The sequence below is a fragment of the Paracoccus alkenifer genome (assembly GCF_900108405.1).
Lineage (GTDB): Bacteria > Pseudomonadota > Alphaproteobacteria > Rhodobacterales > Rhodobacteraceae > Paracoccus > Paracoccus alkenifer.
In genome coordinates this window covers 809,033-821,318 of the sequence record NZ_FNXG01000002.1, presented here as the reverse complement: position 1 = coordinate 821,318, position 12,286 = coordinate 809,033, and the positions used below count along the sequence as shown (strand labels likewise).

Below are 12,286 nucleotides of genomic sequence, written 5' to 3'. Positions count from 1 at the left end.
TGCATGGGCTCCCGTCTCCGGGCCATGCGATGCCCCGGTCGTCGTGGTCAGTCGAACTTGCGCGACGGCGCCAGAACCACCGCCTCGCCCTTGAGCACGACCGTATCGCCCACGAGGCAGCGGGTGGCAAGGGTCACGCGGCGGCGCGAATGGTCGATCGCCTCGACCTGAACCTCGGCGCGCACCATGTCGCCGGGGCGCACGGGGGCCATGAATTTCAGCGTCTGGCCCAGATAGACGGTGCCATGCCCGGGCAGCTGTTCCCCGATCACCGCCGAGATCAGCCCCGCGGTCAGCATCCCGTGGGCGATGCGGCCCTGAAAGATGGTGTCGCGGGCGTAATCATCGTCCAGATGCACCGGGTTGCGGTCGGTCGAGACCTGCGCGAACATCTCGATGTCCTGATCCGTCACCTGTTTTTGCAGGTAGCGAAGCATCCCGACTTCGAGATCCTCGATGACGATGGTGCCCCGGGGCTGATTGTCGAGCATCATTCCGGCCTCCCTTAGCCGCGGTGCAGCATAGCAGCGGCGAAACCGCCCCGCAACAATATTATGCGCGGGGCGCGTGCGGGGATGGATTGTTGCGCAGCCGTCAGCGCAGCCGGCCGATGGCAAAGCTCGGGTGGATCCCCTGCCCGTCCAGCCAGCGCTCCAGCAGCGCCGGATCGGGGCTTTCGACGTCGCCGCCCATGAACTCGGCCGCCAGCCCGCCGGTGACAAAGATCGAATCGATTCCCTGCGCCACGGCGCCCGCGACGTCGGTGCCGATGCCGTCGCCGATGGCCAGCGCCGGCACGTCGCGGCCAACGCCCAGCCGGCGGCGGGCAAGGTCATAGATCGGGTCGTGGGGCTTGCCGAAATACAGCGCCTCTCCGCCCATCTCTTCGTAAAGCTGGGCCAGGGCGCCGGCGCAATAAAGCCGCTGTTCGCCGTAATCCACCACCAGATCGGGGTTCGCGCACAGCAGCGGCAGGTTGCGGGCGCGGGCGGCGGCCAGGCGTTCGCGGTAATGTTCGGGGGTCTCGGTCAGGTCATCATAGGGGCCGGTGACCACGATGCCCTCGGCCTCGTCCAGCGCGACCCGTTCCAGCCCGGCGGCGCGGGGATCGGCGGTGTCGGTGAAAAAGCTCAGATCCTTGTCCGGCCCGACATGCCAGACCCGGCGCCCGACCCGGCCCGAAAACATCGCATCCTGCGCCGCATCGCCCGAGGTGACGATGTCGTCCCAGGCGTCGCGCGGCACCCCCAGCCGGTCGATCTGCCGTTCCACCATGGCGCGCGGGCGCGGTGCGTTGGTGACCAGCGCCACCTTGCCCCCGCCCTGCCGCCAGCGCTGCAACGCCGCGATCGCCGCCGGATAGGCAGCCTTGCCGTTGTGGACGCAGCCCCAGAGATCGCAGAACAACACGCCGTAATCGCCGCCGATCTCGGCAAGCTCGTGGATGATCCGGGTCATGTGGGGGCCTTTCAGGGGAATGGACATGGAGAGGGGGCCGGGGCGCGATCCGCCCGGCCCCCCGAAAATGCGGCGCTGGTGCGCCTTAGAGCTTGAGCGCGGGGATGATCTGCTTTTTGCGGCTGACGACGCCGGGCAGCACCACGCTGTCGCCGTCCACGCTGACGCCGAACGACGCCTGCGCCATGCGGGCCACAAAGTCGTTGGGGACCAGCAGGGTCGAGCGTTCGTTCAGGATATCGACGATGAACAGCAGCACCTGATCGGCGCCGTCCTCGGCCGCGACGCCCGGCATGGCGGCGATCAGCGCCGCCTTGCGGTCGATCAGCACCTGCGGCGCGGTGGTTTCCAGCACCGAGACCCGCAGCTGCGTGCCGCCGAGTTCGTATTCCTTGCTGTCCATCCGCAGCAGCGCCGCATCGGAAAACGCCGAGACATCGGATTTCGCGGCAAACATCTCGGCCGCATAGGCGGGGATCGCGATGCCCAGGTCTTTCGCCAGCTTTTCCGCCACCCAGCGGTCATGCGGGGTGGTGGTGGGGCTGCGGAATTCCAGCGTGTCCGACAGGATGCAGGTCAGCATCATGCCCTTGATCGCAGCCGGCGCGCGGTCAAGGTCGTCGCCGATCAGGTCGTGCATGATCGTCGCGGTGCAGGCCAGCGGCCGGATGGTGACGTTGATCGGGGTGCGGGTGGTGATGCCGCCGGCCAGCAGGTGGTGGTCGATGATTTCCAGCACCTCGGCCTGCGCCAGCGAGGCGGGCAGTTCCGCGGGGTTGTTGGTGTCCACGATCACGCATTGGTCGCCCGCGGCCACGTCCTGGATGATCTCGGGCATGTCCACGCCCCATTTGCCCAGCATCCACAGCGCCTCGGTGTTGGGCGTGCCTTGCAGCACCGCTTTTGCCGGGGTCTTGCGGATATCCGACAGATACCAGGCCCAGATCAGGGGCGAGCCGGTGGAATCGGTATCGGGGGCCTTGTGGCCGAAAACCTGGATCATCCAACGCGTTCCTTCATGGCGGAGTCGCCCGCGCTTATAGGGGCGTGTCGGGGGCTTGTGAAGCGCGGCGCGGCGCCGAGCCGGGGCGCTGCCCCGCACCCCGGGATATTTGGGGCAAGATGAAAGAACCGGCGCATAGGCGCGGACACACGGTCGGGGCGGCGGTGGGGCGCGGCGGTGGGGCGGCGGTCGGGGTCAGTCCGTGGCGGGCAAGGTCTGCTGGTGCTGGATCAGTTTCCAGTCGCCGCCCTGGCGCACCCAGGTCGAGCTGCACAGCACGTCGCATTGGGTGGTTCCGCGGGTGGCGCGGGCGCGATAGGCCAGCACCATCGTATCGCCCAGTTCCGAGGTGTGGCGCTGGCTGATGCGCAGGTTCTTCCAGCGGCTGCCCTGTTTCATCCCGTCGATGATCTGCGGTCCCTGCATCACGCCCTCGGGGAAAACCATGATGCAGACGGGGGCGATGCGCAGCGCAGCCTCGGCCGCGCCCATTGTCCACAGGGCCTCTTCGCCGCCCCAGCGGTCCGTGGTCCTGCCCATGCTGTCTCTCCCCGGTTATTCGATCGTCCAGCCGTCCCGTTCCAGAAGCCGCAGCACCCCGTTTTCGCCCGGCAGATGCAGCGCGCCAAAGGCGGCGACAACGTGGCGGCCCTGTGTCGCGGCCTCTTGTGCCGCCTTGGTCAACGGCGCGATCCAGTTTCCGTTCCGTGCGGTCATCAGCCGTTCCTCGGCCAGCTGCATCTGGTGGGCCACGGTCTCGGCCGGGAGGTCCGAGGAATTCAGCGCATCCAGCCGGCTGAATTCCCAGATCGCCCAGATGTCGCCGCGGAAATACGCCTCGATGGTGGTGGCCGCATAGTCGTCGGCCAGCTGCGCGGCCGGCAGGGCGGCGCGGATCATGTCCAGCTCTTCTTCGGGGGTCAGGCCGGCAAAGATCGCGAACATGCTGTCCCACGGCTCCAGCGCCAGCACGCTGGTGCCGGCATCCTGCGCGGCGGCGATCAGCTGGTGGTCCAGCCCCGCAGCATCGGGCGAGGCGCCGCGCCTGCGCGATGTCTCGATCATGCAGGGCGACAGCCCCAGCACCGTCGCCACATACCAGGGACGCATCTTGCTGGCCATGATCGGGGGGATTCCGCGGGCCTCCATCGCGCGGCCCAGCTGCTGCCATTGCTCGGGGGGCAGGCGTTCGGGCAGGGTCGGGCCGTCGGCGTCCACCATCAGCGAGGGGTCTTGCGCCAGCGCGCGGGTCAGCTGCAGCTCGCCCTCGGGGGTGACCTCGACCAGCAGCGCGCCCGCCTCTGCGATCAGCGGGCGCAGCGCTGCAACGACCGGCGCGTGGCGGGGGTCGGGAAAGTGATAGGTGCCGACGATCTCGATCACCGCATCATCGCGGGTGGCCCGCCAGCGGGTGCCGGCGGCATAGGGGGTCGCGGCCACCGCGCGGGCGATCTGCGCCCGGTCCGCATTCGAAAGCGTCGCCATCAGGTCGCGGCCGGCGCAGATCGCCGCGCTCTCGTCCGCGTGGCCGGGGATAGGGGCCGACAGGGCCACAAGCAGCGCGGCCGCCCATCCTTTAGCGAGCTTCATCATCTTGTTTCGCCCTCTTTTTTCGCGGCAAGCATTGCATGGCGGGCGGGCGAACCCAACCCGGCATCCGGGGCGCGCAGCCGGCTTGACAGGGTCGTGACCGCGGCCTATCTGGCGGTCATTGGCACTCAGCAAGCCCGAGTGCCAACAACGCAACACTGCAACCTGAATCGGAGTGTTCACGATGGCTTTCACCCCTCTGCACGACCGTGTCCTGGTCCGTCGCGTCGAATCCGACGAAAAGACCAAGGGCGGCCTGATCATCCCCGACACCGCCAAGGAAAAGCCCGCCGAGGGCGAGGTGGTTTCCGTCGGCGCCGGCACCCGTGACGACGACGGCGACCGCATCGCGCTGGACGTCAAGGCGGGCGACCGCATCCTGTTTGGCAAATGGTCGGGCACCGAGATCACGCTGGACGGCGAAGAACTGCTGATCATGAAGGAAAGCGACATCCTCGGGATCATCTCGTAATCCCTGACGGATCATTTCCAACTCATTGACAAGGAATAGATAAATGGCTGGCAAGGAAGTCAAGTTCGGCACTGATGCCCGCGACCGGATGCTCAAGGGCGTCAACATCCTGGCGGATGCGGTCAAGGTGACGCTGGGCCCCAAGGGTCGCAACGTGGTCATCGACAAGTCGTTCGGCGCCCCGCGCATCACCAAGGACGGTGTTTCGGTCGCCAAGGAAATCGAACTTTCCGACAAGTTCGAGAACATGGGCGCGCAGATGGTCCGCGAAGTCGCGTCGCGCACCAATGACGAGGCCGGCGACGGCACCACCACCGCCACCGTTCTGGCGCAGGCCATCGTGCGCGAAGGGCTGAAAGCCGTCGCCGCGGGCATGAACCCGATGGATCTCAAGCGCGGCATCGACCTGGCCACCGCCAGCGTCGTGGAATCGATCAAATCCGCCGCCCGCCCGGTCAACGACAGCGCCGAAGTCGCGCAGGTCGGCACCATCTCGGCCAACGGCGAAACCTTCATCGGTGAACAGATCGCCGAGGCGATGCAGCGCGTCGGCAACGAAGGCGTGATCACCGTCGAAGAAAACAAGGGGATGGAGACCGAGGTCGAAGTCGTCGAAGGCATGCAGTTCGACCGCGGCTATCTGTCGCCCTATTTCGTCACCAACCCGGACAAAATGATCGCCGAGCTGGAAGACGCCTATATCCTGCTGCACGAAAAGAAACTGTCGTCGCTGCAACCGATGGTCCCCCTGCTGGAAGCCGTGATCCAGACCCAGAAGCCGCTGCTGATCATCGCCGAGGACGTCGAGGGCGAGGCGCTGGCCACGCTGGTCGTCAACCGCCTGCGCGGCGGGCTGAAGGTCGCGGCCGTCAAGGCGCCGGGCTTTGGCGATCGCCGCAAGGCCATGTTGCAGGACATCGCGATCCTGACCGGCGGCCAGGTCATCAGCGACGACCTGGGCATGAAGCTGGAAAACGTCGGCCTCGACATGCTGGGCCGCGCCAAGAAGGTCTCGATCAACAAGGACAACACCACCGTTGTCGACGGTTCCGGCGAAAAAGCCGAGATCGAGGCGCGCGTGTCCCAGATCCGCCAGCAGATCGAGGAAACCACCAGCGACTATGACCGCGAAAAGCTGCAAGAGCGCGTGGCCAAGCTGGCCGGCGGCGTTGCGGTGATCCGCGTCGGCGGCCTGACCGAGGTCGAGGTGAAAGAGCGCAAGGACCGCGTCGATGACGCGCTGAACGCCACCCGCGCCGCGGTGCAGGAAGGCGTCGTCGTCGGTGGCGGCGTTGCGCTGGTCCAGGGCGGCAAGGCGCTGGAAGGGCTGAAAGGCGCCAACGCCGACCAGAACGCCGGCATCGGCATCATCCGCCGCGCGCTTGAGGCGCCGATGCGCCAGATCGCCGAAAACGCCGGCGTCGACGGCGCCGTGGTTGCCGGCAAGATCCGCGAATCCGACGACAAGACCTTTGGCTTCAACGCGCAGACCGAAGAATATGGCGACATGTTCAAGTTCGGTGTGATCGACCCGGCGAAAGTCGTGCGTCACGCGTTGCAGGACGCGGCCTCGGTCGCCGGCCTGCTGATCACCACCGAAGCCATGATCGCCGAAAAGCCCGAGCCCAAGGCCCCGGCCGGCGGCGGGATGCCCGACATGGGCGGCATGGGCGGGATGATGTAATCACCCCCACCCGCGCGGATCCCGCACGGACAGAAAGGGCGCCCCCTGCGGGCGCCCTTTTTCATGGCCGCCGGCGGCGGGCCGTGGCAGGCTGGCGCGGTCGGAAGAGCTGGGGGACGGCATGGACGCCGCGGTCACGGCGCTGTTTCGCCGTTATGAGCAGATGTTCGCGCAGGCGCTGGCCGGGCGGGTGTCGATGGACGAGCTGGCGACGCTCTATGCGCCCGAGTTCATCGCCAGCACACCGGCCGGGGTGGTCTGCGGCCGCAACGACGCGCAGCTGCGCGACCGCATGGCCGAGGGCTATGCCCATTACCGCGCCATCGGCACCGCCGCGATGCGCATCCGCGACCTGCGCCTGTCGCCGATCGACGCGCTGCATTGCATCGCCCATGTCGGCTGGACCGCGACCTATGCCCGCGACGACCTGCCCGAAACCTACATCGACTTTGACGTGCATTACCTGGTCCGGCTGGCCGGGGGCGAGGCGCGCGTGTTCGGCTGGGTCTCGGGCGACGAACAGGCGCTGCTGCGCCGGCACGGGGTGATCTGAGGGCCAGCGGCGCGGCGAGAGTCAGCCGCCGCCCTCGCGGTTCCCGCCGTCGCCGGTGCTGTTGCCAGTGCCGTCGCCGGTGCCCTCGCCGGTGTCATCCTCAGCCTCGATCAATTCGCGCAATGTCGCCAGCACCTGCCGGGCGGTCTCGATCTGGGGCAGCGACAGCGCCTCGGCCAGCGCATTGACCCGCGGCGTGTAACGCGCCAGCGCCGTTTCATAGGCCGCCCTGCCCTTGTCGGTCAGCACCACCAGCCGGGCGCGGCGGTGGTGGGGGTTGGGTTCCAGCGTGACCAGCCCCTCGGCCAGCAGGTCGTTGACGATGCGCTGCACGTTCTGGCGGTTGGCGCCAAGGTCGCGGGCCAGCCAAGCCACCGGCTGCGGGTGTTCGGCCAGCGCGATGGCCCCCAGCACCTGCCAGCGGGCGCTGGTCAACCCCAGCGGCGCCACCAGCCGGTCGCCCCAGGCCAGGGTGCGGTTGCTGGTGCGAAACAGCGCCAGGATCAGGCCGGTCAGCTCGGCGCCGGCCTCGGTCGCCTGCGGCATCCCATATTCATCACCACGCCGCATTGACATCACCATGTCAATATCTCCATATGCATCGGGCAGTTTGTCATCATAGTGTCATATTGGGGATGAAATACCATGTCCAGAACCATCCATCCGATTGCCGGCGCCATTGCGCTGGCGATGATCGCCGGCTTCTGGCTGGCAACGGTGCTGTCCGAGCTGTTCGCGCCCACCGCTGTGGTGGTGGCAGTCAAGACCGCAATCCCCTGGGGGTTCATTCTGCTGATCCCGGCGCTGGCCGCCACCGGAGGCAGCGGCTTTGCCGCGGCAAAGGGCCGGCGCGGTGGGCTGGTCGGCGCCAAGATCCGGCGGATGCCGCTGATCGCCGCCAACGGGTTGCTGGTGCTGATCCCCTCGGCGCTGTTCCTGGCGTGGAAGGCCCGGCACGGCCAGTTCGACGCGGTGTTCTATGCCGTGCAGGCGTTGGAGCTGCTGGCCGGGGCCGGCAACCTCACCCTGCTGGCGCTGAACATGCGCGACGGGCGACGGCTGAGCCGCAGCCTGCAACGCGCCCGGGCCTGACGCGCTCAGCGCAGCGGCAGCGCCGCGCCGATGGTGACAAAGATGCCGCCGCAGACCCGGTTGAAGCGGCGGCCGACCCGGGCCAGCCACGGCCGCACCCGATGCGCGGCGGCGGCGTAAAGATATTCCACCGCGAATTCGACCACCGCATAGGTGGCGCCCATCACCAGAAACTGCCCGGCAAGGCTGCGATCCGCCGACAGGAACTGCGGCAGCAGCGCGCTGAAGAACAACAGCCCCTTGGGGTTGGTGGCTGCGGTCAGGAAACCGGCACGAAACAGCCCCCAGCCCCGCACGGGCAGGCCCGCCACCGGCGCGTCAAGCACGATCGGCGGCGACAGCCACAGCCGGATGCCAAGCCAGACCAGATAGGCGCCGCCCACCAGCTTGAGCCCGGTCAGCCACAGCGCCGAGCGCTGCACCAGCGCCCCGATCCCGAACATGCACAGCCCCATCACCGCGACCAGCCCGGCAACGCCCCCGCAGATGGTCCACAGGGCGCGGCGATTGCCGTGCAGCGCGCCATGGGTCAGCGCCAGCAGCCCGTTCGGCCCCGGGGTCAGCGCGATGCCCGTCGAGGTCAGCAGGAACAGCAACCATGTCTCGAACGTCATCGCCCTGACCTTTCTTGCAGGTGTTCAGCTTATCACCGCCGTCACCTTGAGCGCCGAGGCGAGGGCGCGAAAGCGGGCCTCGACCACCTCGCCCATCAGCTCGCGGCCGCTGTCGGTCAGGGTCAGGGTCAGGGTGCCGGCGTCGCGGTCCAGTTCCAGCGCGCCGGCCTCGGTCGGGTCACCGATGGAAAACATCGCGCCAAAGCGCATGGCGCGGCCGACGATCTCGGCATCGCGGATTTCCTCGGCCCCCAGCAGCGGCAGCAGCGGCTCGACCAGGCAGCCGGTGCGGCTGTTGGTATAGCGGTGCAGCAGCGACAGCCCCAGAAACACCCGCTCGGGGTGCGAAAGCGCGGTCATGTTGGAATGGGTCACGTTGTCGAAACTGGCCTCGGCCCGGTAATCGGGATGGGCGCGCCAGCTGGTATCGTGCAGCAGGCAGGCGGCGCGGATCAGCCTTTCGCGTTCGGGGGCCGCGCCCGCAAAGACCGGCGCGAGGAACTGGAACAGCCGCTTGCCGGCGCCGGGCAGCCGCGCCATCTTGCGCTCGGTGAACTTGGCGGCCTCGATCAGCGGGTCGCGCTTGCGGATACCCGAGGACATCTGTTCGTAAAGCAGCCCCTCGCGGATCCCGTAGGAACTGACGGCGATTTCCTGCGGGGCAAAGGTCAGCACCATCTGGCGCAGCACCTGCACGGCCAGCGGCACCAGTTCCAGCCGCAGGGCGGAAATGCCGGTGCGCGATTTCAGCTCGGCCGGGGTGGCGTTGCCGATCCATTTCAGCGTCGCCATCACGTCGTCGGGCGTCATGCGGTATTCGTGCAGCACCGTCATCGGATAGCCGCGCCGTTCCATGTCCAGCCGCGCGATCGCCCGCCACGAGCCGCCGACCAGATAGATGCGCGCATGGTCGCGGCCCACGGATTCCGCCAGCGCCTCGACCAGCTTTTCCACATGGCGGCGCAGCGCCTTGCGCTCGACCAGCTGCAACCGGAACGGCCCCAGCGGCGAGGTGGCGCGCCGGCCGATCTTTCCGTCGGCGACCTCGGCCAGCTCCACCGAGCTGCCGCCCATGTCGCAGACCAGCCCGCGCGCGTCGGGCCAGCCCAGCAGCACGCCCTGCGCCGACAGCCGCGCCTCTTCCTCGCCGTCGATGATCACCAGCTTCAGCCCGGTCTTGCGGGCGACGGCGCGGTGAAAGGCGGGGCCGTCCTCGGCCTCGCGCACGGCGGCGGTGGCGACGCAGGTCAGCGCCTCGATCCCCATGTCGCGCGCCAGGGTCGAGAACCGCTTCAGCGCCGCCATCCCGCGCTGCACGCCCTCGGGGTTCAGCCGCCCGGTCGAGGCCAGCCCCTGCCCCAGCCCGGCCATGACCTTTTCGTTGTAGAAATACGCCGGGCTGCGGGCGGCGCCGTCAAAGACGACCAGCCGGATCGAGTTCGAGCCGACATCCACCACCCCCACCCGTGCCAGTTCCCGCATCGATCGGACCGGCAGCCCGTGCTTGCCGAAGGGGGCGAATTTCTGGCCGCTGGCGGACTTGACGTTCATGGCGGGCCTTTTCGTTTTGCCGACGGTTTGCCAAGGGGCGCAGCAGGCGCCCCCCGGCGCTGGTGATCAATCCGGGGCGTGGGTCAGTGCCGCGACATCCTGCGCCCCGGCGGTTCCGCGCCCGGACAGCGACGGGTTGTCAAGGAAATACTGGTGGCAATTGAACAGATCCTCGCGGTCCTCGGGCAGGTGGCGCAGATAGCGGCCGTCGGGTTGCAGGATCCAGCTTTGCGCCTCGTCCGCAAGGTTTGCGGCCATGATCTGGCTGGTGATCTGCGCCTTGACGGTTTCGTTCATGCATTCGACCAGCGCCTCGACCCGCCGCGACAGGTTGCGGTCCATCCAGTCGGCTGAGCTGATGAACACCCGTGCCCGGCGCGAGGGCAGCCCGTGGCCGTTGCCGAAACAGACCACGCGGCTGTGTTCCAGAAACCGCCCGACGATGGACTTGACCCGGATATTGTCCGACAGCCCCGCGATGCCGGGGCGCAGCGCGCAGATGCCCCGCACCACCAGATTGATGCGCACCCCCGCGGCCGAGGCCGCGTAAAGCGCGTCGATCACGTCCTTTTCCACCAGGCTGTTGAGCTTGGCCCAGATCTCGGCCGGGCGACCCTGGCGGGCGAATTCGGCCTCGCGCGCGATCAGTTCGATCAGCGAGGATTTCAGGTCGATCGGGCTGATCGCCAGGTTTTCCAGCCCCACCGGCTCGACATAGCTCGACAGGTAGTTGAACACCTTGGTCGCATCACGCCCCAGCGCCGGGTCGCAGGTCAGCAGCGACAGGTCGGTATAGATGCGCGCGGTGATCGGGTGGTAGTTGCCGGTCCCGAAATGGGTATAGGTGACCAGCGCGTCGCCTTCGCGCCGCACCACGGTCGAGATCTTGGCGTGGGTCTTGTAGTTGAAGAACCCGTAGACCACATGCGCCCCCGCCCGTTCCAGCCGCCGCGACTGGCGTATGTTGGCGGCTTCGTCGAAACGGGCCTTGAGCTCGACCAGCGCCACCACCGACTTGCCCGATTCGGCCGCCTCGCACAGGGCGCTGACGATGGGGCTGTCGCGGCTGGTGCGGTAAAGCGTCTGCTTGATCGCCACCACATCGGGGTCGCGCGCCGCCTGTTGCAGGAACCGCACCACCATGTCGAAGGTCTCATAGGGGTGATGCAGCAGCATGTCCTTTTGCCGGATCGCGGCGAACATGTCGCCGTGGTGATCCTGCACCCGTTCCGGCACCCGCGGCACAAAGGACGGCCATTGCAGGTCGGTGCGGCCGTCCAGCACCAGCTCGCGCACATCGGCCATGCCCAGCAGCCCCTCGACCTGGATCACCTCGTCCAGCCCGACCTGCAACCGCTGCATGATCAGCTTGCGCAGGCGGTCGGGGGCGCCGGCGGTGATCTTGAGCCGGATCACATCGCCGCGGCGGCGACGCTTCAGCGCGGTCTCGAACTCGCGCACCAGATCCTCGGCCTCGTCCTCAAGCTCAAGATCGCTGTCGCGCAGCACCCGAAAGGCGCAGTGGCCGACATCGCGATAGCCGGGGAACAGCCGCGGCAGATACATCAGCAGCAGATCTTCCAGCCGCAGGAACCGCTGCCCCCCCGGCAAAGGGATGAACCGCTTGAGCTGCCCCGGAATCGGCAGCAGCGCCTGCATCTGGCTGCCGTCGGATTCGCGCGCCAGCTCCAGCGCCAGGCAGAAGCCGGCGTTGGGGATAAAGGGAAACGGGTGCGCGGGGTCGATGGTCAGCGGCGTCAGCACCGGGAACACCTGTTCCAGGAAATGCGTGCGCAGGAACGCGGCCTCTGCCCGGCTTACCCGCGAACGCGACAGGATGGTGATGCCCTCGGCCTCCATCTCGCGGCGCAGCTTGTTCCACACGGTCTGCTGCGCGCCCATCAGCCGGCGGGCGTCGGCGTTGATCAGCGCCAGCTGGTCGCCCGGGGTCAGCCCGTCGTCCGACGGCGTGACGTTGCCCTCGCGCACCAGCTCGCGCAGCCCGGCGACGCGGACGGTATAGAACTCGTCCAGATTGGCGGCCGAGATCGACAGAAAGCGCAGCCGTTCCAGCAGCGGCACCCGCGGGTTGCGGGCCTCGTCCAGAACCCGCCAGTTGAAGCTCAGCCAGCTGAGCTCGCGGTTGAAGAACCGCGCCGGGCCTTCGGGCGCCCCTTCGGCCAGGGCACGGGCGGGGGGGATCGGGGTCTTGAGAAAATCGGCCTGGGTCATGGAAACATCATGCAGGAAAACGCGGGGCGGTCCCGAG

General features: G+C 67.9%; 13 protein-coding genes. 4 read left to right on the top strand and 9 right to left on the bottom strand.

The genetic code is table 11. From position 1 onward, the window contains the following. Window positions 1–47: 47 nt before the first annotated feature. From BLW83_RS08095 to BLW83_RS08075, 5 genes are all read right to left on the bottom strand, one after another. Window positions 48–491: a MaoC family dehydratase gene (locus tag BLW83_RS08095; protein WP_090847618.1), complete on the bottom strand. Its 444-nt coding sequence runs from the start codon at window positions 489–491 to the stop codon at window positions 48–50. A gap of 103 nt (window positions 492–594) precedes the next feature. Beyond that, complete coding sequence (locus BLW83_RS08090; protein ID WP_090847312.1) at window positions 595–1,458, bottom strand: TIGR01459 family HAD-type hydrolase; 864 nt, start codon at window positions 1,456–1,458, stop codon at window positions 595–597. A gap of 85 nt (window positions 1,459–1,543) precedes the next feature. After that, window positions 1,544–2,461: a manganese-dependent inorganic pyrophosphatase gene (locus BLW83_RS08085; RefSeq protein ID WP_090847309.1), complete on the bottom strand. Its 918-nt coding sequence runs from the start codon at window positions 2,459–2,461 to the stop codon at window positions 1,544–1,546. Between the two features lie 195 nt (window positions 2,462–2,656). Continuing rightward, window positions 2,657–3,001, bottom strand: coding sequence for a nuclear transport factor 2 family protein (locus tag BLW83_RS08080; protein WP_090847307.1), 345 nt, complete (start codon window positions 2,999–3,001; stop codon window positions 2,657–2,659). 15 nt (window positions 3,002–3,016) lie between these two features. Further along, complete coding sequence (locus tag BLW83_RS08075; protein ID WP_177172517.1) at window positions 3,017–4,054, bottom strand: TraB/GumN family protein; 1,038 nt, start codon at window positions 4,052–4,054, stop codon at window positions 3,017–3,019. A 181-nt stretch (window positions 4,055–4,235) separates the two neighbouring features. Here BLW83_RS08075 and BLW83_RS08070 point away from each other — a divergent pair, with 181 nt between their 5' ends. The 3 genes from BLW83_RS08070 (at window position 4,236) to BLW83_RS08060 (ending at window position 6,760) form a co-directional block, all read left to right on the top strand. Then, on the top strand, window positions 4,236–4,523 hold the full coding sequence (locus tag BLW83_RS08070) for a co-chaperone GroES (RefSeq protein WP_073066221.1): 288 nt from the start codon (window positions 4,236–4,238) through the stop codon (window positions 4,521–4,523). Between the two features lie 43 nt (window positions 4,524–4,566). Continuing rightward, a complete protein-coding gene (gene groL / locus BLW83_RS08065; protein ID WP_090847303.1) occupies window positions 4,567–6,207 on the top strand; it encodes a chaperonin GroEL in 1,641 nt (546 codons plus the stop codon). A 121-nt stretch (window positions 6,208–6,328) separates the two neighbouring features. Next, window positions 6,329–6,760, top strand: a complete 432-nt coding sequence (locus BLW83_RS08060) for a hypothetical protein (RefSeq protein ID WP_090847302.1) — start codon at window positions 6,329–6,331, stop codon at window positions 6,758–6,760. A 21-nt stretch (window positions 6,761–6,781) separates the two neighbouring features. Here the strand turns inward: BLW83_RS08060 and BLW83_RS08055 are convergent, their stop codons facing one another. Beyond that, window positions 6,782–7,342 carry a MarR family winged helix-turn-helix transcriptional regulator gene (locus tag BLW83_RS08055; RefSeq protein ID WP_245728682.1) on the bottom strand — a complete coding sequence of 187 codons (561 nt, stop codon included), beginning with the start codon at window positions 7,340–7,342 and terminating at the stop codon, window positions 6,782–6,784. Between the two features lie 63 nt (window positions 7,343–7,405). On the opposite strand from BLW83_RS08055, the gene BLW83_RS08050 reads away from it, so the two are divergent. Next, on the top strand, window positions 7,406–7,852 hold the full coding sequence (locus BLW83_RS08050) for a hypothetical protein (RefSeq protein ID WP_090847298.1): 447 nt from the start codon (window positions 7,406–7,408) through the stop codon (window positions 7,850–7,852). Between the two features lie 5 nt (window positions 7,853–7,857). Here BLW83_RS08050 and BLW83_RS08045 read toward each other — a convergent pair whose 3' ends face one another. The 3 genes from BLW83_RS08045 to BLW83_RS08035 all read right to left on the bottom strand — a co-directional run bounded on the left by BLW83_RS08045 (window position 7,858) and on the right by BLW83_RS08035 (window position 12,249). Next, on the bottom strand, window positions 7,858–8,466 hold the full coding sequence (locus BLW83_RS08045; protein ID WP_090847294.1) for a LysE family translocator: 609 nt from the start codon (window positions 8,464–8,466) through the stop codon (window positions 7,858–7,860). 24 nt (window positions 8,467–8,490) lie between these two features. Next, window positions 8,491–10,017, bottom strand: coding sequence for a Ppx/GppA family phosphatase (locus BLW83_RS08040; protein WP_090847292.1), 1,527 nt, complete (start codon window positions 10,015–10,017; stop codon window positions 8,491–8,493). 66 nt (window positions 10,018–10,083) lie between these two features. Then, window positions 10,084–12,249 (bottom strand): RNA degradosome polyphosphate kinase, encoded by a 2,166-nt coding sequence (locus tag BLW83_RS08035; RefSeq protein WP_090847290.1) that lies wholly within the window; start codon window positions 12,247–12,249, stop codon window positions 10,084–10,086. Window positions 12,250–12,286 lie beyond the last annotated feature (37 nt).